Source organism: Paenibacillus sp. BAC0078, from assembly GCF_054483875.1.
The window spans coordinates 1-21,286 of the sequence record NZ_JBTLRW010000025.1; the positions used below are offsets into that span (position 1 = coordinate 1).

The 21,286-nt window shown below is 48.1% G+C and carries 22 protein-coding genes and 2 pseudogenes; 5 read left to right on the plus strand and 19 right to left on the minus strand.

What is annotated here, in order from left to right; genetic code table 11:
• The 10 genes and pseudogenes from ACX1DY_RS28095 to ACX1DY_RS28140 all read right to left on the minus strand — a co-directional run.
• A pseudogene (locus ACX1DY_RS28095) lies at positions 1-1,218 on the minus strand (HNH endonuclease); the annotation flags it as partial.
• A gap of 42 nt (positions 1,219-1,260) precedes the next feature.
• The gene (locus tag ACX1DY_RS28100) at positions 1,261-1,614 is read right to left on the minus strand and encodes a hypothetical protein (protein ID WP_458967427.1); all 354 of its coding nucleotides are present in this window, start codon (positions 1,612-1,614) and stop codon (positions 1,261-1,263) included.
• Positions 1,615-2,044: 430 nt separating this feature from the next.
• Positions 2,045-3,973 carry an FtsX-like permease family protein gene (locus ACX1DY_RS28105; protein ID WP_458967428.1) on the minus strand — a complete coding sequence of 643 codons (1,929 nt, stop codon included), beginning with the start codon at positions 3,971-3,973 and terminating at the stop codon, positions 2,045-2,047.
• Positions 3,970-4,725: an ABC transporter ATP-binding protein gene (locus ACX1DY_RS28110; protein ID WP_019910220.1), complete on the minus strand. Its 756-nt coding sequence runs from the start codon at positions 4,723-4,725 to the stop codon at positions 3,970-3,972. Before ACX1DY_RS28110 ends, ACX1DY_RS28105 begins: the two co-directional genes overlap by 4 nt.
• Positions 4,726-4,823: 98 nt before the next feature.
• Complete coding sequence (locus tag ACX1DY_RS28115; RefSeq protein ID WP_458967429.1) at positions 4,824-5,828, minus strand: sensor histidine kinase; 1,005 nt, start codon at positions 5,826-5,828, stop codon at positions 4,824-4,826.
• Positions 5,825-6,514, minus strand: a complete 690-nt coding sequence (locus ACX1DY_RS28120) for a response regulator (protein WP_458967430.1) — start codon at positions 6,512-6,514, stop codon at positions 5,825-5,827. Before ACX1DY_RS28120 ends, ACX1DY_RS28115 begins: the two co-directional genes overlap by 4 nt.
• Positions 6,515-6,541: 27 nt before the next feature.
• Positions 6,542-7,459 (minus strand): sensor histidine kinase, encoded by a 918-nt coding sequence (locus ACX1DY_RS28125; protein ID WP_458967431.1) that lies wholly within the window; start codon positions 7,457-7,459, stop codon positions 6,542-6,544.
• Between the two features lie 11 nt (positions 7,460-7,470).
• Complete coding sequence (locus tag ACX1DY_RS28130; RefSeq protein ID WP_458967432.1) at positions 7,471-8,268, minus strand: ABC transporter permease; 798 nt, start codon at positions 8,266-8,268, stop codon at positions 7,471-7,473.
• Complete coding sequence (locus tag ACX1DY_RS28135; RefSeq protein ID WP_458967433.1) at positions 8,261-9,184, minus strand: ABC transporter ATP-binding protein; 924 nt, start codon at positions 9,182-9,184, stop codon at positions 8,261-8,263. Before ACX1DY_RS28135 ends, ACX1DY_RS28130 begins: the two co-directional genes overlap by 8 nt.
• Positions 9,185-9,275: 91 nt before the next feature.
• A complete protein-coding gene (locus ACX1DY_RS28140; RefSeq protein ID WP_458967434.1) occupies positions 9,276-9,956 on the minus strand; it encodes a response regulator transcription factor in 681 nt (226 codons plus the stop codon).
• 181 nt (positions 9,957-10,137) lie between these two features.
• On the opposite strand from ACX1DY_RS28140, the gene ACX1DY_RS28145 reads away from it, so the two are divergent.
• Together ACX1DY_RS28145 and ACX1DY_RS28150 are read left to right on the plus strand one after the other, a co-directional pair.
• Entirely contained in the window at positions 10,138-10,383 is a 246-nt protein-coding gene (locus ACX1DY_RS28145) for a (4Fe-4S)-binding protein (protein WP_458967435.1), read from the plus strand.
• Between the two features lie 2 nt (positions 10,384-10,385).
• The gene (locus tag ACX1DY_RS28150) at positions 10,386-10,667 is read left to right on the plus strand and encodes a GNAT family N-acetyltransferase (protein WP_458967436.1); all 282 of its coding nucleotides are present in this window, start codon (positions 10,386-10,388) and stop codon (positions 10,665-10,667) included.
• Positions 10,668-10,762: 95 nt separating this feature from the next.
• Here ACX1DY_RS28150 and ACX1DY_RS28155 read toward each other — a convergent pair whose 3' ends face one another.
• The 7 genes from ACX1DY_RS28155 to ACX1DY_RS28185 all read right to left on the minus strand — a co-directional run bounded on the left by ACX1DY_RS28155 (position 10,763) and on the right by ACX1DY_RS28185 (position 16,742).
• Positions 10,763-11,461, minus strand: coding sequence for a polysaccharide deacetylase family protein (locus ACX1DY_RS28155; RefSeq protein ID WP_458967437.1), 699 nt, complete (start codon positions 11,459-11,461; stop codon positions 10,763-10,765).
• Between the two features lie 25 nt (positions 11,462-11,486).
• Complete coding sequence (locus tag ACX1DY_RS28160; protein WP_458967438.1) at positions 11,487-12,089, minus strand: YkoP family protein; 603 nt, start codon at positions 12,087-12,089, stop codon at positions 11,487-11,489.
• A 301-nt stretch (positions 12,090-12,390) separates the two neighbouring features.
• On the minus strand, positions 12,391-13,761 hold the full coding sequence (locus ACX1DY_RS28165; protein ID WP_458967439.1) for an NAD(P)H-dependent oxidoreductase: 1,371 nt from the start codon (positions 13,759-13,761) through the stop codon (positions 12,391-12,393).
• Positions 13,762-13,776: 15 nt separating this feature from the next.
• Positions 13,777-14,289: a PadR family transcriptional regulator gene (locus ACX1DY_RS28170; protein ID WP_458967440.1), complete on the minus strand. Its 513-nt coding sequence runs from the start codon at positions 14,287-14,289 to the stop codon at positions 13,777-13,779.
• 92 nt (positions 14,290-14,381) lie between these two features.
• Positions 14,382-15,371: an amidohydrolase family protein gene (locus ACX1DY_RS28175; protein WP_458967441.1), complete on the minus strand. Its 990-nt coding sequence runs from the start codon at positions 15,369-15,371 to the stop codon at positions 14,382-14,384.
• Complete coding sequence (locus ACX1DY_RS28180) at positions 15,371-16,306, minus strand: alpha/beta hydrolase (protein WP_458967442.1); 936 nt, start codon at positions 16,304-16,306, stop codon at positions 15,371-15,373. Before ACX1DY_RS28180 ends, ACX1DY_RS28175 begins: the two co-directional genes overlap by 1 nt.
• Positions 16,281-16,742 carry a MarR family winged helix-turn-helix transcriptional regulator gene (locus ACX1DY_RS28185; protein WP_458967443.1) on the minus strand — a complete coding sequence of 154 codons (462 nt, stop codon included), beginning with the start codon at positions 16,740-16,742 and terminating at the stop codon, positions 16,281-16,283. Before ACX1DY_RS28185 ends, ACX1DY_RS28180 begins: the two co-directional genes overlap by 26 nt.
• Positions 16,743-16,973: 231 nt before the next feature.
• Here ACX1DY_RS28185 and ACX1DY_RS28190 point away from each other — a divergent pair, with 231 nt between their 5' ends.
• Positions 16,974-17,435: a MarR family winged helix-turn-helix transcriptional regulator gene (locus ACX1DY_RS28190; protein WP_458967444.1), complete on the plus strand. Its 462-nt coding sequence runs from the start codon at positions 16,974-16,976 to the stop codon at positions 17,433-17,435.
• 41 nt (positions 17,436-17,476) lie between these two features.
• Positions 17,477-18,997 (plus strand): annotated as a pseudogene (locus ACX1DY_RS28195) (MDR family MFS transporter).
• A 28-nt stretch (positions 18,998-19,025) separates the two neighbouring features.
• Here ACX1DY_RS28195 and ACX1DY_RS28200 read toward each other — a convergent pair.
• On the minus strand, positions 19,026-19,649 hold the full coding sequence (locus tag ACX1DY_RS28200) for a TetR/AcrR family transcriptional regulator (protein ID WP_458967445.1): 624 nt from the start codon (positions 19,647-19,649) through the stop codon (positions 19,026-19,028).
• 129 nt (positions 19,650-19,778) lie between these two features.
• Between ACX1DY_RS28200 and ACX1DY_RS28205 the strand changes: the two genes are divergently transcribed.
• Positions 19,779-20,606, plus strand: a complete 828-nt coding sequence (locus tag ACX1DY_RS28205) for an SDR family oxidoreductase (protein WP_458967446.1) — start codon at positions 19,779-19,781, stop codon at positions 20,604-20,606.
• A 153-nt stretch (positions 20,607-20,759) separates the two neighbouring features.
• On the opposite strand, the gene ACX1DY_RS28210 is transcribed toward ACX1DY_RS28205, so the two are convergent.
• Positions 20,760-21,005 (minus strand): hypothetical protein, encoded by a 246-nt coding sequence (locus ACX1DY_RS28210; protein WP_458967447.1) that lies wholly within the window; start codon positions 21,003-21,005, stop codon positions 20,760-20,762.
• Positions 21,006-21,286 lie beyond the last annotated feature (281 nt).

Below are 21,286 nucleotides of genomic sequence, written 5' to 3' on the forward strand. Positions count from 1 at the left end.
TTTGCTGTCGAATTTTTCTTTTTCCTTGTTGTATTCGGCCTGCTTGGCGCCGAGCTGCTTGTTCATTTCCGGGGCAAGTGACTTGTTGAGGCCTGCGGTCATCTCGCCCGGGATCGCCAGGCCCGGCAGCTTTTTGGCGGCGGGGGTGTTGCCGCCTTGCAGTTCTGCGTTTGCCTTTAGGGTAGAGCCATCCGGTTCGGGATAGATGTCATTTTCACCGAACGGGTTGTTGATCTGGCCCATCTCCGCTTGCTTTGCTGCGCCTACTTGCTGCGACGCTTCCTGGCTGAAGCCCTCCACTTGGGAGGGATCGGCTTCGCCGGTCATGCTGATGCCTGGCGGCTGGGCTGCGGCGGAACGGATTTCGCTCATGATGGCTTCGGGATTTCCGTCCGGGCCGGAGGAGCCGATGTTCATGCGTTCGAGGTTCCCCGGAGCTGCTGCTCCCCCGGACCGCTCACTCTTATAGCTCTCTGGAGCAGAGTGCTTCAGCGGCACCGGTTTTTTCCGGGCTTGTATTGCCTTCCCCTTCAGTCCGGTCGGTGCGGGGATCGCCGGGAGCGACTGCTTCGTCTTTTGTTTCTGTTTCTCAAAAGCTCCTGCGGAAACCTCCACGGCCTGGGCATACGCGTCGCCCATCTCGGTAGGCTGAACCTGGGTGAGCTGATCCAGGATTTGCCCCGGATCTTCGCCGCGGATATTGACCTTCTTGGCTTTGGCCGGGGTTTCCTTTCCGTCCCCGGCTATAGCGCCGAGGGCATCCCCCAACGACGGCTCCTTGGGCGCGGCTTTTTCGCCTTTCTCGGCTTTCTCAGAGGCGTCCTTAGCGCCCTTACTCCCTTTTCCAGCTTTGCCTTCCTTAGTGTCCGCTGGCTGTGAATCAGCCTGCTCTGCCGCTGGTTCTTTTTCGCTGCCTTTCGCACTTGAACCGGCTCCCGTTTCTTTCTTCTGCTGAGCCGCTGTAGCTTTACCTTCTCCACCCGTTTGCCCAGCAGCCGAATTCCTAGTGCCTTCCTCACTTCCAGGTGAAGCTTTCCCGGTAACAGAGCTTTCCAGCAGATTCCTCTTTAGAAATCCCTTTATTCTATCGCTTGGCTTCACCTTCTGAATCGGCTGCTGCTCAAGAACAGAGCTGCTCTGTTTCACAGCCGCCTGTGCCATACCCTGGCTCTGTCCCTGCTTCTGAGCCTCACTTGCCGGCTGCTCCACCTTAACCACCGGCGTCTCTTCCACCTGTGCAGATTGTACGGGTTGTGCAGGTTAAGCGGATTCCGCAAGTTGAGCCCCCTGACTCTCGATGGCCTTATCCAGACCTCCCGGTCCTGCTCCCTTCTGCTTCCCGTCTGCCTCGTTATCCGACTTCTCCTCTTTCTTGCCGTTCTTTTTCAGCTCGGATAATAACTGAACAACGGCGCGGTTGCCCAGGGTCCGCTGGAGCGCCATTTGATCTTCCCGCGTCAACGAAGCCTGATTCTTTCGGATGCGCCGGATAATCTCCACCGGGTCCGTCTGCCGCGCGGCCGCTGGCCGTACAAATGTCTGTTGATAGCTGTTTGGTTTATGGTGAACGGTAGTGTTCTCTTTTTCCTTACTCACGGCTGCCTGAGTCTGCAAGCGGGGTCCCCCCTCTGTAAAAATCAGTCCTATAGAAGATGTAAATTCTATAGCGCTTTTTACAGCCGGGTGGAGAAAGCAATATTTTTAATGCGGCTTGGCTCTTACTTCTACCGGACTTTCACTCTAGAGATGACGCCCATGCTGGGCGTACTAAGCAAAATAGCCGCCGAGATAATCTCGGCAGCCTCTTGTAATTCCAGATACAACTATATATGTTGAACTAAAGAAAATTTAAAAAGGGCAGAAGGACGGAGGGGAGGTTTGGAACTGTAGGAGCGATAGCGACCGCCTTTGTCTACGGATTTCATCCGCCCAAGCGGTATAAATCAAGAAATCTGTAGACAACAGCGGCCGGAAGTCCAAACATTCCCCTCAGTTACGACCAGGCCCAAATATGAAAAACAAAAGTTCAACATATATAGCAAAATCACAACGACTCTTGAATCACTCTTTTGTAATACAGCACCGACAGGAACCCGAAAATGGAGTACAGCGCCGTATACAGCAGCATAACCAGAATCGTCGGTGTGAGCATTTCCGTGCCGAAGAAGAACCAGCCGGACTTGACGGCAAAATAGCTATGGCTCAGGCCAACGAGCAGCGGAATTCCGAAGTTGAAAAGCTGCTTGAGCTGAATGCCGCGCAGGAGATCGCCTTGGGTAAAGCCCAATTTTCGCAGAATGGTGTAGCCTCCTTTTTCCTCCTCTCCCTCATCCATCTGCTTGAAGTACAGAATACAGCCGGAAGTAATCAGGAAGGTCAAGCCCAGGAAGCCGACAATAAACATAATAAGCCCCATATTGTTGCGCTGGCTCATTTCATACTCATGCTGTGAAAAGCTTGGAATCTCCGGCGCCTGATCCGTAAAAATTTGATTTGCCTTATCAATCTTCGAGCGGTCGGCAAGCTCAATTCCGTAGTACTCCGACTTGTCCTTTGCTTTTTGCAGCTTGGGATTCAGGTCCTTAATCAGCTCCTGGTAGACCGTCTCATCGACAACAAATACGCCGGCGCCTCCGCTGTAATAGTAAGGCACAATAGAATCCTCGGATACACTTATAAGCTGCTGCTTGGTCGTACCGTTCAAGGTCTTAAAGCCAACCTCCCCGGTGTCACTCAGTGACATAAGGCTGCTAATAGCACTGCTGTACCCCATAATCCGAACTTCTCCGGGCTGTACATCCAGTCCCTTCAAGCCGCTGTCACTGACCACGGAAGAAGTAATAATAGTGTCTGAGGAATCCTTAGGCATTATTTTCGCAGCATCGACTTCCATCATGACAGGCTGCATATGAATTTCCCTGTATTTGATCTGCGCCGCATCCAGCGCCGCTTCAAACTTCTCCTTAGCCTCCACCCGGGAAAACCCGAAGTCGTTAGGCGAGCTGCTCTTGGCATTCGCTCCGGCAGAATAATACGAGATGTAGCTGAGCGACAGCAGCCCGATAGCCAGCGCGGATACCGTTGTAATGATCGTCAGCAAGAGCGCATTCGACTTCATCCGGAACATAATGGACGAGAGCGAAAGTACCTCATTGATGGAGAGGTAGCCTTTCTTACTCTTGCGGATAGCGTTGAACACGAAGCTGACTGAGCCTTTATAGAACAAATACGTGCCGATAATAACCAGACCAAGGATAAGGATCATTGAGATCATCAGCTCGTTCATGCCGTTTATTTTCCCGCTAAAGAGCAAGGTGGACAAATAATACCCAACCGCGATAAAGCCGATGCCGAGCAGGCCAATGACGATCTCCCACACCGGCATTTTCTTAATGCGCTCCTGTGCGGTGGAAGTAACTTTGAACAGGGAGAGAATGCTCTGCCCTTTGATGAACATATAGTTCATGAGCATGATGAGCAGGTATACCGCGGCAAAAACGATTACAGTCTGCTGTAGCGCCTCAGGAGAGAAGCGGAGCTTGGCCACGGCTTCAATTGCCAGGATTTTGAACAAAATCATCAGAACCAGGCGCGACATCGCGAACCCGGCACCGATCCCGATAATCATGGAACCGAAATAGAGAATCAGATTCTCCGCGCTCAGCAGCGTGAAGATTCTTCCCTTCGTTAGCCCAATCAGTTGAAACAGTCCAATCTCCCGGCTGCGCCGCTTGATGAAAATCGTATTGGCATACAGCAGGAAAATCGCCACAATCGCCACCAGCAGCACCGAGGATGCGCCGATAGCCGCTCCTCCTTTGACCGTTCCTTTGAGTTTACCCATAGAAGGGTCATATTGCAGCGTAACGAAGGAGAAATACAGCGCCACACCGAAGATCAGCGCAAAGACGTAAAGGTAATAGTTTTTGATATTTTTCCGCAGATTGCGCAGGATAATATAATTCAGGCTCATTGCTGGACACCGCCTAGTACACTCTGGGTCTTGATAATATCATTGAAAAAGGACTGCCGGGATTCATCACCTTTGTTCAGTTGGGTGTAAATTTGCCCGTCACGGATAAACACCACCCGGCTGCAATAGCTGGCGGCAACAGCATCATGGGTGACCATTACGATTGTGGCCTGACGTTTCGTGTTCATGTCGGCAAGCTTGTTGAGCAGATCGGAGGCCGATTTGGAATCCAGCGCCCCTGTAGGCTCATCCGCAAAAATAATGCTTGGCTCATGCACAAACGCCCGCGCCGCAGACGTCCGCTGCTTCTGTCCGCCGGAAATTTCCGCCGGGTATTTGTCTTTCAATTCGTAGATGCCCAGTTCTCCGGCCACCTGTTCAAATCTCTGATGGGCCTCTTTCTTGGAAATACCGGTAATCGAGAGCGGCAGCAGCACATTTTCTTTGACCGTGAGCGTGTCCAGCAGGTTATATTCCTGAAAAATAAACCCGAGATGGTGTTTGCGGAACTCGGCAAGCTGCTTCTCCTTCATGCCTGTAAATTCCTTGCCCTCAATTTCAATGGTGCCCTGGCTCACCCGGTCAATGGAGGACAGCACGTTCAGCAGGGTCGTTTTTCCCGAACCGGATGCCCCCATGATGCCGACGAACTCGCCTTTGTCCACCTGAAGGTCAATGCCCTTGAGCACTTCCTGTTTGTTGAATTTATTGCCGTACGTTTTATAAATTTTATTCGCTTCAAGAATCATCATGTTTTACCCACTCCTTATCTATAATCCTATCATAAGCGGGTTTTGCTTCCTTTTCCTGCGTTTCGCCGAACAATATAAAGAGGCATGTGACATTCTTGTCACACGCCCGTAATCCGCAGGAAGTCATTTTCCCGTGGAAAGGTTAAAGTAAACGTTGTGCCCTCCCCGGGCGTGGACTCCACCTGAATGCCGATCAGCAGCGGCTCCGCCACCTGTCTTGTCAGATACAGCCCCATTCCGGTCGCGGCTCCTTCCTGCCGGCCCAGTGTCGAGGTGAAGCCTTTGTCAAAAATCCGCGGCAAATCCCTCGGATCAATCCCCCGTCCTTGATCCTCGATGACAAGCACGGCGTGTCCGTCCACTTCCCGGCTCACAATGAGGATATCGGAGATTTCGCTGTATTTCACGGCATTCGTCAGAAGCTGCCTAAGCATGAAGCCAAGCCATTTGCCATCAGTTAGCACCTCTTCTACAGCAAGTGATACGTCGAACCCGATGCCTTTGGGAATACACCAGGATTTCAATGCCCGGATCTCTTTGTTCAGAATCGGCTCAAGCCGGGTGATTTCGATGAACAGGTCGTTGCGCATGAACGGAATCCGCTTTTGATGAAGCTGCTGATCAAGCAAATGATGGATCCGCAGCCATTCGTACATTAATTGGCTCTGCAGCATCTCGTCCGGCAGCCGTTCGATCATGAGCTGCATAGCGGTAAGCGGGGTCTTGACCTCATGAATCCAGGACAGCAGATCATCCTTCTCCTGCTCCAGCAGACGGAAATTCTGCGCAGACTCCTTCCTGTACCGTTCGGTTTGGGTATTCACCGCCTCCTGTACCATTTGCTCGAACGGGCTCACAGCTTCGCTGAATGTGCTGTGATCATACACTTCGTCCCAGGCAGCCATGTTTTTATAGAAACGGGTCTCCTTTGGGTATCTGATAAACACAAAAGTGATGCAGACCAGAACATTCAATACAACAATGTAGAGCACCGGCAGAAACGGAATTGTAGCATCGACATAGGCCACGAACAGAATGATCGCCTGCAGTACGCCAAGCAGGAGCAGCCAGCTCCGCCTTTCCTTTATGTATTTCCATATCATGACGCCGTCTCCTCAGTCGCCATATAGCCTTGTCCCACTTTGGTTTCGATAAAATCGCTGAGGCCCAGCGGCTCCAGCTTTTTGCGCAGCCGGTTCACGTTCACGGTCAGCGTATTGTCGCTCACAAAATGCTCGTTGTCCCACAGGCTTTTGATGAGCTCCTCACGCTCCACGATCTGATTTTTGCGCTCAGCCAGATGCTTCAGAATGAACATTTCGTTTTTTGTCAGCAGCGCAGTGCCAAGGCCGTTCGTGATTGTATTCTTCCCATATTCAATCGTTGCTCCGCGCCAGGTCTTCAGCTCGATCCGCTCGGTGTTATAGTTGTATACCCGGCGCAGCGTGGCCTGGATTTTGGCGATAAGCACATCGAAATGGAACGGCTTCTGCATAAAATCATCGGCTCCAAGCTGCATGGACATCACCATATCGCTCGGATGGTCGCGGGAGGACAGGAAGATGATCGGCACATTGGAATGGGCCCGCAGCATCCGGCACCAGTGGAACCCGTCAAAGCGCGGAAGCTGGATGTCGATAATGACCAGCTCCGGCTGGGCCGCCGCAAATTCCTCCATGACGTTGCCGAAATCCGAAATACCGTAGACCTCATAGGACCACTGAGACAATCGTTCCTTGAGCTCACTGAAAAGCGTAACATCGTCTTCGATAAGCATGATTTTGAACAATGGAGCCACCCCCTTTTGAAACTTGTTCTATATTTCTCTAGTTGTCCCCGGCAGTACAGGAAGCTCAACACTGATCTCAAGAAACCCGTCTTGTATAGCTGCGCCTGTACTGCCTCCAAGCTGTTCGGCCAGAAGCCTGACTATGGACAGTCCGAGACCCGTGGTTCTGCTCTTTGCTTTATTGGCTGTGTAAAAGCGCTCGAACAGCCGGTTCACATCCATTTCAGCAGCATGCTTCACGTGATTTCGAAACACAATGACCGCATTCTTCGTTGTCCGAATTTGTACCTCCAGATCACCATCGGAATGCGCTATGCAGTTGCGGATGAGATTGTGAACAATTCTAACGACCATATCCTTATCGGCAAAAGCATACACGGGCGCAGCTTCAGCGATATGCACCGCTAAATGCTTGTCTTCAAAAGCTTCGGCGGCTTCTGCCAGACACTCTGCAACAAGATTCGTCAGATTGATCCGCCGCAGCTCAGGCTCCGGCTCCGCATTCACAAGATAGGAGTATTCAAAAAATTGCTCAATCAAGCTGCCCAGTTCATCCGCATGTTTCCCGGCAATCCGCAGCTTTTCCCGCTCTGCTTCAGACAGATTTCCCCTCTCCACAAGCTGCTGATACCCCTTAATAGCGGTGAGCGGCGTCCGCAGATCATGTGAGATATTCGCAATCATTTCCTTGAACCGTTTTTCTTCGCGAATGCTGTCAAGACGGAGGTTCTCCTCCGCCTTCAGGCATTTGTTGATATTTGCCGTCAATCGGTTCAGCTCCCGGTTGATCAGCTCCAGACTAAGCGGCTGCCGCGTTCTTTCACTCAGCCTCTTCTCAAGCTGCCCGTTGATATTGCGTAGCTGCAGCCGGAGCAAGATGTTGTACAAGGCGAGCAAAATAACCAAAATAGCCAAAATGACAACCGCTGTCGTCAAAGCCTTCACCGGCCCTTCAATTACTTGATTTCCGTTCTTCTAAATACGCTGTACGTGATGGCAAGCATCACAAGCAGAAATATCAGACTCACCGCGATTGCCTTGAAAATAACTCCCGTACCTGTATTTATCGTCATAAGCGAATAGTTTCCACTAAATGGAGTAGCGGCGAAAATACGGTCAAACCCCGGATACCTCTCTGCTAAGCCCCCAAGCTGCCCGCATAGAATGGAGAACCCATAAAAAATAGCAACTACAAGAACCGGCTTCTTGAGCACAAAAGCGAGAGGTACGGTAATACTCAGTTGTGCCATGTAGACGATCATCAAGGTCAAGCTGAGCCCGAGCAGCTTCAATACCCCGGAGGCAGAAAGACCGCTGCCCGCTCCTGACGTCAGCACATGGAGAAAGCCCATGGCCACAGAACCCATACTATATTCGGAATTCGTGCCAAGCGCAATACTTGTAATAATGGCATAGGGGAGCAGGATGAAGCCCAGCGCCATGCAGAATACAATGGTCTTGCTTATAATGACGGCTACCCTGCTGCTTCCAGTCGCTATAGCATTATGAATCGTTTTGTTATCAAAATCACCGCAGATAAAGACCCCGGCGATAACCGCTCCGAGAATGCTAATTACATTAACATCTGAGAACAGGAACCCGATACCGGTCATACTCTCATCAACCTTGCCCTGTGGGATTAGATGGGCTATAAATGCCATCGCCACCGCACTTATTGTTGTGATTCCAAATAGGATTTTAATAGCTAAAGATTTGCGTAATTTATATAAGTCAGCCCAAATCAGATTATACATTGCTGCCACCCCCAACAACAGAAATAAAGTAATCTTCAAGCGTGTCACCCTCAACCGAGAGGTTGGTTACAACAATTCCATTCTCATAGAGGACTCGCGATACTTTTTCTTTGTCGTCCAGGTAATCATAGAGCTTGACTGTATAATCCGCCAGCACATTGTAGTTCTTCGTCTTCAGCTTCATTTCCAGAACACTTGCCAGCCTCCCGGGATTGTCACAGCTAATCCGAATATGATGCCTGCAGCGTTCTTCAAGCTGTGCCAGCGTAAGCGTCTGTCTGACCTCGCCTTTATGGATGATAATATAATCCGTTGCCGTCTGATACAGCTCCGGCAGGTTATGACTTGAAATCAGAATGGTCATTTGCTGATCTTCACACAATTGTTTGAGCAGATTGCGGATTTCCACGACACCTAACGGGTCTAGGCCATTGATTGGCTCGTCCAGAATAAGCAGTTCAGGATTTCCAAGCAAAGCGATAGCAATCCCTAACCGCTGCTTCATGCCCAGGGAGAAATTCTTTACTTTCTTGTTCCCGGTATCCGCAAGGCCGACGAACTCCAGCAGCTCTTGCTCTACTTCCTGATTGGGGATGCCCCGCATGATCCGGTGAAGCTTCAGATTTTCCTTTGCGGTCATATTCAGGGTGATACCAGGATACTCAATCATGCAGCCCAATCTTTTGCGTTCAGCCTGTAAAGCCTTCTCTCCAGTATGGCCAAAAAGCTCAATGCTGCCGCCGGCAGGAAAACTGAGCCCCGCAATAAGCCGCATGAGTGTAGTTTTCCCCGCTCCATTCTGTCCAATCAGGCCATAGATTTTACCGGCTTCCAGTGTGATGGACACATTATGCAGCACATTCTGACCCCGGTAGCTTTTTGTCAGGTTATTTGTTTTTAGAACAGCTTCTTTCATTTTGCTCACCAGCCCTTTCTGGCTCTACTGTAATTTTCAAAGGTTTAGAAAAGGTTAAGTGCAGCAAAAAGAAGTTCTAAGTATAATACCTTTATTTCTTGTATAGCCGGTAGCCCAGGCCCCACACCGTTTCAATATACTCCTCCTGCGGATTGAATTTTCTAAGCTTATTGCGCAGGTTGCTGATGTGGGTCTTCACCGCATTGTCTTCGCCGAGATATTCATCCTGCCAGACCGACTCATACAGATTGGACTTGGTGAACACCTTGCCGGCGTGCGTCAGCAGCAGCTCCAGAATCATATATTCCTTGGCTGTCAGCTCCACATCGTTACCGCTCACAGTAACATGCTTGGTGCCTGTATCCAGTAATAAATCTTTATAGCGCAGAACTGTGCTCCCCTGCTTCAGCTTATGGGACCGCCGGAGATTGGATTCTACCCGTGCGATCACTTCACCCAAATCAAAAGGTTTGGTAATATAATCATCCGCGCCCAGCTTGAGCAGATCTATCTTCGTCCCGATCATCCCCTTGGCGGAAATGATGATTACGGGGATATCCGAATATCCGCGCAGCTCTTTAAGCAGCTCGTCCCCGTTCTTATAGGGAAGCATAATATCGAGCAGAATCAGATCATATGTGTTGCTGCGAAGCTCCTCGTTGTCATCAATGCCGGTATAAGAGGATTTCACATTGTAGCCCGCATCCGCCAAAGCTTCCGCAAGCATCAGATTGACATCCTCCTGATCTTCAATAATTAGAATACTCTCCACAGTTCTACCCAATCCCTTCCTGACTGCAGGTATGGAACATTTAACCAAAATGCCAGAATCATTTTAACACAGAACCTGTGAATGGGGTTATGCCTTCCATGTATTGCCATGCTTCACTTAAATCACATTCGGGTAAAAACACTTGAAGTATATTTTAAAAAGGCAGGAAGGATGTAAAGAAATGAGCAGTGAACAAAAGGTGTACTACGGCAAGAATATCAACGTTACATTTAATTCAGAGAAATGCATACATTCCGGTGTTTGCGTTAAGGGCTTCCCTTCCGTCTTTAATTTAAGCAACCGCCCATGGGTAGACCCGGATGCCGCCACTGCGGAGGAACTTGCCAGACATATTGACAAATGTCCAAGCGGCGCACTACAATATGCGCGTCTGAGCGATGAACATTCAACAAAGAAAGAGGTCTAGACATGCATATTGTCGATCATGACACAGCCGGTAAAAGATTACTTATTCGAGATCAAGGCACAATTGCTGCCGAAATGACGTATGTCATCACACACCCGGAACTTTATATTATTGATCACACTTTCGTTGACACAGCTTACCGGGGACAGGGGCTCGGCGACAAGCTTGTAAAAGCAATCGTGGAATATGCCCGGGAAAACGGAATTAAAATTGTGCCTTTATGTCCGTTTGCTAAGGGCCGGTTCGAACAACACTCCGAATATGCGGATGTTCTCAATAAGTAAAAATTTATAGTGTGAAACATATAAATTCTTAAATTGCAAACAGCCTGTAAACCGCACCCCGGGAGGGTCTGGTCTACAGGCTATTTCAGATGCTTTCACGCCATTTCATCCAGCCGGACGAACTCCAGATTTCTGGTCTTCAGTTGCTTCAGTGCTTGCTCTAGAGCTTGCAGCATGAAATGAGGTGCTTGCCGGTCTGCCCCTACTGTCTCCCCGCTGTCGTGCAACGCAATAATTGAGCCGTCAGTAATCCGGCCTAATAGCGTTGACTGCAACCTGGTCTTGCAGACCCGGCTGCTCCAGTCACCTGGTATCAGCGTCCATAGAACAATCCGGTACTGCTTGAGACGCCAGAAATCAAATAGATTGATTAATCCCCAGGGTGGACGATAATGGTCGGGTCTCGTGCCGACAATCGACTCTATAATATCAGCGGAGCGCTCCAGATGTTTGCGCCGGATCGTGCCGGGCAGCATCAGCCAGTTGGATGTATGGCAATAATTGTGGATGCCGATCTGATGGCCTTCCCTGTCCATTCTTCTGATCAAATCAGGATACTGCTCCGCTTGGGCTCCAAGCACAAAAAACGTTGCCTTCACCTGGTGAGCTTCCAATAAATCAAGCAGCCTTGGGGTGTATTCCGGGTGTGGTCCATCATCAAAAGTAAAAGCGACCTGTCCACAGGTCCTTCCTTTACGAATGACACCTAATCCGGCCATGCGTGTGATCAGAACGGGTACGAACATGTATAGAGTTACGATGAATAGTATTACGCTTGCCGTGAATGTGAACATTTGTCCTCCCTCATTCCATATCTAATTACCCCGACATTTTCTGTGCAGGCGAGAACCGTTGTTTCAGTGAAGCCCGCGAATGGACCAGCCTCATCGGCACCAGTTGTTCGGTCCGCTGTCCAATCCGCTCCCGCCCTTCCGGATGCAACGCAGACAGCAGCAAGCGGAGATAAATGGTAGTCATGCGTCTAAAAAAACCGGGCTGGAGGTTCTGCTGCTCAAAGCCAAGACCATGGATGATTCCCCGGTGGAGAAGCGTGATCCCTAATACTGCCTTCACCTGCTTAAATTCGCTTTGCGTTTCAAAGGCCTCATTGATCTGCCGCATGGATTGACGCAGCATTCGCGCTGTCTGAAGCGCAGCCCGGTTCGAGCCTTCGGTTTGAATCAGCTTAAGAATGCTTCCGTTATCAAGATGGAGCTCCCCCACCCACTCTCCAGGCTGAATGACCGTGGAATCCTCGCATACGATGGGCTGCCCTCTATGCTTTTTAAGCATTACACTGCATATGCCAAAATGCGTCGTACCGGCTCCACGAAAACGTGAACTGAGCGCAAAGGCTTTTTCCCATAACATCCAGACCGACTGTACCGTGGTTTTGCTTGGTTTGATAATGATCTCGTTCATCCCCCTAGTAGTCCATTGTCGTCATTAATCCTAATTGTAGCTGCCAATCATTTCTTTTTTCTTAGCCGAATCTTACGATAATCTTAAGTTGAGGTTAGCCATTTGAGATTCGCGGGAGGGCAAGCTGATTTCCATTTTGGTCCAGCGCCACTTGTTCTTTTAGACGCCTGGCATCCGCCAAGCCCTGCAATTTGGAGAATTTAGCTAATCTACCTTCTACCGGGCAGCAAACAGAAAAATAGACCTGGCGTTTCGCCAAGTCCATTTCTATAATGAATATGTTATGCCATCCTTGCGCAAGTTACTTATTTTTGACAACATTTTTATGGGGGATAACCATATACTTGTTGATATTTTGCCGAATGTTTTTCTTTACAGGGGGCAGCTTAGTCAGCGGAATCATTATTGAATTGACCATTCTCGTGCCATACTTCTTGTGTGGAAAGTCGTATAATCCATGCTTTTTAAAATATCTGTGATCGCCTTGAAAAACAAATCTGAGGTTGCCCCATATATCATCTCTTAGTATTTTCATACCGCCGATCCCAAGGAACGTTTGTGGTCTAAGGTAGTGTTGTGCAGAGAACTGCACGAGCTTGTGAGCCAAGGCTTCCATTCTTTCATTGATTTCCGCGGAATCCCCGTATTCATCCGTAAGAATTCCCGCCAGATTTGCTCCATCAAACTCTATAAGAGCCTGCAAATGTTCAAGCAAATTACTGTTCTGGCTTAAAGGTCCTGAGATTAGAACCCCCATTTGCCTGCCTGTAAACTGGGGTTGGTGGGTCCGAAAAAAACTCCGTTCAATGAATATTTTCCATGTGGCTGATAAATATCTGTCCTTCATCCCGCCTGCATAGACAATAATGTCAAACTCTCTTATTTGCTCATAGATTTTTTGGATGTCATCGCTTTTCCCGTATATACATTGATTATCGAACCCGCACTTTATGCATCCTTTACAGCCGCCCTTGATCTCGATGGCAGATATATCAATCACTTCTGCTTGAGTTAGCTTTCTGAAACGATCCACCATTCTACCGATATTGCTCGTCTGATCGACGGAATCAGTCACAATAACGATCCTTTGTCCCTTATTTTCGAGTGTGCGTTTCACTTCTCCAGGTATATAATCAACAGCGCTGTATTGGATGGGCATGTACGTTCTCAATGTCTTATTTCTTTTCTCTATACTTTCAAACACGTTCTCTGCAAAAAGGATCAAATTGCTTCGCACCTTTTCTTGCATCAAATCATTCATATGAGCGGAAAAGGAATCAATATACCGCATTCCCAAATCGTCACAAATGGAATGGATATAGTTCAGCGCAATATGATCATGAAAATGCAGGGAAGTAGCCACCGATGCCGTGTATTTGTCCTTAAAAGCATCCTGCACGCCTCTCTCCCAGATTAACTCTATAAAGCGCTTGTAATGGGAATGCACCATGCAAAAATAAAGAGGAAACGCCCAAATGACTCCATCAGAGCTTGCTACACTCCCAATTGCTTTGTTGAAAAATGTTAAATCACTCTCGAGTTTTTTGAGCGAATGGGCAACATGAATGTAAATAAACTCATGCTGCGGAAATCTTTTCTCTAAATATTTCACATACTGTACCGTCACACTTTCCTCGCCTTTTGGGCTTCCGTTCAGAACTGCTATCTTCATCCGGCACCTCCTGTTTTACGCATTCTCTAAATCGCTCAATAACTTATTGCCCCATTCAATAACGTATTTATAATAATTGATTCCGAAAACTAACGTAGAAAATTGGTACACATCATACGATTCCTTTATTTGGTTTTCATGTTTCCTGAGGCTGTTAAAAACTTTTTCAACTTCAGCAATTAAGGCCTGCAATTTCTCTATTGCCTTTTCCTTAGGAAGAAATCCCAAAAAGAACACCTTAACGAGATGATCCGGTTTGGTCCTTGTGAACTCTACCGGCAGTTCCAGCCATTTCATAAACTCAGATTTTCCATCCCCGCTGATTGAATACAGCTTTTTAAGCTTCCCTCCATCAACAACCTCACGCGAATCTATTGCGCCTCTAGCCTCCATTCTTTTTAGTGCAGTGTATATTGTTCCAAAGCTGGCATCAAAAAAATTCGACGTGCTTTTTACCATACACTGCTTTAAGTCATAACCGCTCAATTCACCGTTCATTAAAAAACCCAGCATAATGTACTCTAACATTTCACCCTCCACATATACCGTTTGAACATATGTCGTTTCAACATATATCCTTTAGACATACAATAAAACAATCCATCTATTTTGTCAATAATTTACTTTATCAGCTTGCCATTCTTACCGGGTGCGATATTCGGAAATAAACGCAGGGCATTGTCACAATAAATCTGCCTGCGCTGTTCATCTGTCAGTAAGTCCGTTCTGTCCAGGTCATCAGCTAAAACCTTGCAGGCAAAGCCGGGTGTATAAGGGTAGTCGCTGCCGTACATGAGCTGCTCCGCTCCAGCTAGTGGCAGCAGATTCGCCAGTTGTCTGGGCAGACAGGCTCCGGCAAGGTCATAGTACAGTCCTTGCAGAGCCGCATAAATATCCACCGCAGCATTTTCCATATGTCCGCCGAAGGCTGAGGGCATCATTTGAAGAGCTGGTGCAATCCGGTCGGCGAGAACCGGCAGAAATGCTCCGGCATGGGGGACAATAAATTTTATATCGGGGAAGCGGTTCAGGGTTCCTGTTAAGATCAGGTTCATAACCGTGCGGGTCGTATCGAAGAAAAATTCCATCATTGGAATAGGCAAACCTTCCGCTACATGCTCTGGCACAAGGCCCGGTTTATTGGGATGGAGGGTGACTATGGCTTTACGATTGTTCAATTCTGCAAATATGTCCTCCAAGCCCGGATTGCCCAGGTACACTCCCAGCACGTTCGTCGGCAATGTGAAGCCATCCGCATGCAGAACATCCAGCGCATATTGAATTTCTGCAATACTATACGGAATATCCGGCAAAGGCAAAGAGGCCAGCAATCCAAACTTCCCGGGATACTTCCTTACAAGCTCTGCACCTTCTTCGTTAGCTATTCTGGCCAAGTCTCTCGTAGCATATTTGTCTCCAAAATGGATATGGGGAGATGACAAGGAGAGCATCGAGGTAGCAATTCCCAAATCATCCATAGTCTCTAAGTGGATTTCAGGACTCCATGCAGGAGTAGGAAACCCGTCGGGGTTCGGTTCACAGAACTGAAGCAATGCTTCTCTGTACGCCTGCGGCAGGTAATGGGAATGAAGATCAATTTTCGCTGTCATCACAGTTCCTCATTGAAAGCTTCGCTTAATTTTGTACATACTAAGGCCAGAGCGTCTCGCGCTTCCTCCAAGGTCATCTGCATGTTGAAAAAGCCATGAATGACGCCATCGAATCTTTTCAGACAAACATCAACCCCGGCTGCAGCCAAACGCTGCGCATACAATTCTCCTTCATCTCTCAGCGGATCAAATTGTGAGGTAATGATACATGCAGGAGGAAGCTCTCCGAAGTTGTCGGCCAGCAGTGGTGAAGCGAGCGGATTCTTGGCCTCGCTTAATTCATTCAAATATTGACGGACAAACCACTCGATGCCTTTGGTGGTAAGTCTGTAGCCTACAGCATTGTCCACCCGGGATTGCGGTTTTGTCACACCCATTAAATCTAGCATTGCGTTAATTATGAGCTGATATACAAGCTTAAATTCCCCTCTATCTCTGGACAATTGGCTAATTACAGCCGTAAGGGTTCCCCCTACGCTGTCGCCGCCGATGGCGATTTTACCGGGCAGAATATTCAATTTATCCGCATGATCAGAGATCCATTTCACAACCTGGTAGCATTCATCCACCGGTTCAGGGAACTTGTGCTCCGGCGACAAGCCATATTCTATGGAGATTACCGTACAATTCCCAGTGTTCACAATCGTGCGGCATAACGGGTCATATACTTCAATATTTCCGAACACAAATCCGCCGCCATGAATCCAGATCAAGGCTGGATGACGGCCAAACCCTTTGGGCTGATAGACTCTGATCAGTGTATCTCTTACGGATGTTGTAACAGTAAGATCGTATACAGCTCCAACTTCCTCAGGGCTTCCTTTGCAATCATCCCAGCTTGCGGCATACCATTCCCTTTGCTGATCAAGCGGCAGCGCGTAGAGCTGCTCAAAATCAGTTTCAAGCAATTTATTCAGTTTTGGGTTCAGCGGCATGCTCATATCCTTCTTCCTCAAATTTAGTGAATTCGTCAAGATCAACCTTCATCGCTTGTTCAGCCATCATTTGCAGCCCTCTGGTAACCTGATCCTTTGCCCCTTCATCCATCCCTCCGGTAACATACCTCTCCCACTTTTCCAAACGCTTGTAGAAATAATCCTGATACTCACATCCTTTTGTGGTTAAAAAGAGTTTCTTGGCTCTCTTGTCTTCCAGCATCGTTTCCCGCCTGATAAACCCTTTTCTTTCAAGTGATTTGATGGACCTCGCAGTTGCAGCCTTATCAATAAATAGCAAAGCAGATAACTCTTCCTGATTGATCCCCTCGTTGCCGTACAGGTTCATCAGCAGGATGCTTTCCGAAAAACTTATGTCCAAGCTGGTAAAAGCTGCTGTAATGTAAGCCTGAGTTTGCCTGTTAAATATCCCCACATATCTGGCTAAAGGTAAAAGCTCCAGTTTGACCGCCTCCGTTAGTTGATCTAATCAACTATGTTATAACGCTAAATGTTGAGTGTGTCAACTAAGGCATCTCAGTCTGGTCATTTTTAGTTGACTTAGAACGCGGGAAGATCTATATTATAGTACATAAAGTGTACCATTCATAAAATGTACTATTAACAAAATGTACTATTGATCTAAATTTTAAGGAGGAGATTGGATTTGGATGATAACAAACGAGATAAAGTGGCAGAAGGGGTGATCAAGGTCTTCCCGGAAATTGTAAGATACTTTTTTCAGCTTAGAGACGAGGTATCTGACCCGTTGTATACCTACCAAGATTTTGTCACATTACATATACTCGAAGAATTTGGGAGGGCTCCCATTTCAGCAGTCGGGAAGATTCTGATGATATCCAAATCCAGAATGACTGTATTAGTGGACAAATTACTTGAAGCACAGCTGATAGAAAGAGTTCCAGATCAGGAAGATCGCAGAATTATTAATATTGCACTCACTGACAAAGGCAAGGAACTGGCGGTGAACAATAAACAGAACCTAAAGATTGGGATCAGTAAGAGGTTTGCTATCCTCAGTGATGAGGAATCCGAGCAATTCATACATTCACTGATGATTGTGCAGCAGCTGATGTCTAAAACTGAATCGGGGGATAAAAAATTGTGAAACCTATTGAAGCTCTAACCCAAAAACAAAAAAATGTAATTATGGTGGGTCTGACTCTGAGTGTTCTTCTAACGGCTTTGGATAGCACGATTATTTCTACGGCGATGAAAAATATTACCGATGACCTGAATGGCCTGGATTTGTTCGCTTGGCCCTTAACCATTTACATGCTGTTCTCAACGATCATTACCCCTATCGCCGGAAAGCTCGCCGATACCTTTGGACGTAAGCTCTTTTTCATGATAGGTGCGGCAGCCTTCCTGATCGGTTCCTGCTTATGCGGACTATCGTAAAGCATGCTCCAGCTGATTATATTCAGAGGCATCCAAGGCTTGGGATGCGGAATCTTAATGGCCAACACATTTGCCATGATCGGAGATATTTTCCCGCCTGATGAAAGAGCTAAGAACACAGGAATCGCTTACTCCGCATTTGGATTGGCAAGTATTATTGGCCCCGTTCTTGGAGGGATCATCGCGGATCACTTCGGCTGGAGATGGATATTCTACATCAATCTTCCGATAGGCATATTGTTTATATTCCTTATCCTGACCACCGTCCCCACTCTCCAAAACGAAAGCTCCGCACCAAGAACTGTGGATTACGCAGGCACGGCAGCTTTAATTGTGGGCCTTGTTCCCCTGCTTCTGGCTTTTACATGGGCCGGGAAAAAATTCGAATGGTCATCACCGGAGATTATCTGTATGTTTATTTTTTCTGTGCTCGCACTCATCATTTTTGTTGTGATTGAAAGGACCGCAAAGGAGCCTATTCTCCCCTTGGGGTTTTTTAAAGATAGAACATTTCGTGTAACAACGGTAATAGTGTTCTTATCTAACGCCAGTATGTTTGGAGCGGTACTGTTTATTCCCTTATTTACACAGGTTGTGCTGGGCAAAGATGCAACGAATTCCGGCCTGGCCATGGCACCGCTCATGCTAAGCTTTGCGATCGCAAGCGTGCTTGGCGGAAAAATAATCTCCAAAACGGGAAAACTCAAGATCATCGCAATCACCGGATTTATCATCACAGCAATAGGATTCTTCATCCTGACAAGACTGAATGCAGGTTCAACGATTCTAGAGGTTGATGTGGCCATGGTGATTTCCGGGCTGGGCATTGGGCTGAATATGCCGGTCTTTACGCTGGCGGTCCAGAATGCATTTCCACAGACTCAAATGGGGATCGTCACAGCCGCGGTTCAATTTTTCAGAAATATCGGTGGAACTATTGCCTCTGCTGTGTTTGGCGCTATTATGCTGTCATCCCTTACAAGCGGGATTAAGAATATAGACATATCCAGGTTTTCCTCTGCTGATCCATCCATCGATTTCAGTGCCGTCCTAAGCTCACCCCAAGCGCTGATGGATACTCAAACTATAAATGCCTTGAAGGAACAAATCCCGCCTGCTGCAATAGACAATTTCAACAGGTTCTTAATAGAGATCTATGGCATTCTCTCTACGGCCATTCATGATATATTTCTGGCCTCTTTAATCATCGTCCTTGCTGCTGCCGCCCTCTCATTCCTGATGCCGGATCATACCCGGAGTAAGAAGTAAACCTGTATTCTAGTGCGCTTTCAACACTTTAAGAGTGTTTTGGCTTCTCCGGCTTGCGGTTAAGCGCGGTCAGCAGCGGGCCATCCCGGACCAGGCGGGTTAAGATCAATGCCAGCTCCTCCGGGGGAAGCGCTCTGCCTGTATTGAACCAATGCCGGATCACACCGAAGTGGGCTGAGCTGAAATAGGCAACAATGTAATCGGCAGGAACTGCAAGACTGTCTTGCTCCAAGTCCCGCATCGGCAGCTTTTCATACATGCGCCTCAGGATCAGGGCTCTTAGTCTTTTACCAAAAGCGTGTCCCTCCTGGGCAAAAAAGATAGCGAAAAAACGCTGCTGCTCCGACATAAAGCGGATAAACTGGACAATCGACGGAAAAGGCTCATCCTCCATCCCGCTCCCAAGCAGCTCTTCCGGCTCACTGCGGGCGGGCAGGTTGTTCATCTGCTCTATGATCCGATCCTCCATCTTCTCCATCAGATCGTAAATATCCAGATAATGCAGATAAAAGGTTCCGCGGTTGATTCCCGCCTTGGCAGTCAGGCTCCTTACATTCACACTTTCAATCCCCTGCTCCTCAACCAGCGCAAAAAAAGCCTCGTCAATCATCCTCCTCGTTCTGACTACCCGAAGATCATCTGCTTTGCTCACAAGGACTCCCTCCACTTAATGAACACTATTCGAAATAGTGATTATTGTATGTCTAAGTTGCCCTTATTATAATTAACACATGGTTCATAAATCAACACATTGTTTATTATCTGGAGGAGGAAAAGAATCATGCTGAACAATAAAACAGCCGTCATTACCGGAGCATCCAGCGGCATTGGCCGCGCCATTGCCAGCCGGCTTGCACACGAAGGTGCGCATGTCTTTATTACAGGAAGAAGTGAGGAGCAGCTCGATGGCATAAAAACACAAATTGAACAAGCTGGCGGACAGGCGACTTATAGCGCGTTTGATCTCCGGGATACCGGGAAGCTGCAGAGCTTTATCCGTCAGGCGCAAGAGCAGACAGGCCACTTGGACATTATGGTCAACAACGCCGGCCTGCATATTCATGGGAACATCGTGGATACGAAGGTGGAAGACTGGAAGGAAATGATTGATGTCAATATTGTAGCCCTGCTTGCCGGCTCGCAAGCAGCCGTCCGGGCGATGCGGCTGAACGTAGGCGGCGCACCCGGGCATATCATTAATATTTCCTCAGGCAACGCCTATGAGCCAGGGCGAGATTTCTACAGCGCCACCAAACATATGGTGAACGCGCTTGGACAAGCGCTCACACGGGAGCTTTCAACCGAACCGATTCAGATAACAACGCTTCTTCCTGGTGCGGTGGCAACCAACTTCGGACGGAACCTGGAGCCGGAGGCCGTAATGCAGCTTGCCCGCAAGCTGGGCATGGAGGTTGACTTCAAGCAGGGGGACCATCTGCCGGAAGAGCTGATTGCCCGCATTAGCGGAGCGATGGGACAGACCTTCCTGAGCGGGGATGACATTGCAGGAGCGGTGATTTATGCACTGCAGCAGCCCCGGAATGTAGTAGTCCGGGAGCTGTACCTGACCGCGCCGAACGTATATCTGGGGAATGACTTCTCGATGTAAACTAGCTGAACTCTAAACATTTCCATATTGGGGACTGGTCATAACTGCGGGGAATGTTTGGACTTCCGGAGACAAAGGCGGACGTATTACAGCAAAAAATCCGCCTAACCCACGAGTTGTAGGTTAGGCGGATTTGATTATTTTATCCAAGTCTTATTGTTCTCTGCTCTTGATCGCAAAGCTGCGGACTTTCATCCATTTCCCTGCGACGAACTCGTCAATGGTTCCAGTTTTCGTTCTGACGCAAAATTTATGCTCCGTCCCTTTGTCGAAACCAGAAGCCTCATACAGCAAATCATCGCCCGCTTGCCCCTTATAATAGACCTGCTTCAAGCCAAGTCTGTGGAGCAGTTCCAGCTTTACACTTTCAATATACGTGCGCGAATATTCCTTTGACATCCATGTTCCTCCTGCGGTGTTCATCTTCTTATTCCAGAACGAGTGCAAAAAAGAAGCGAACATCAAAATAGCGGGAAAATCCCACTCTATTCTGGATAGGAACAGGCGTTTCAAGAAAACTGAGGGAAATGCTCCCCCTATATTTGGGCGGTAGCCCTTTCCGTGCTAGATTGGACGATGATACAGGGAGGACTTCCCCTTAACTCGTGGATAATGAGGATTTCATACGAAGTAGCGGGTATTTTTCCTCTTATCAGGCCTTCCAACGTGAGTTGGACTCC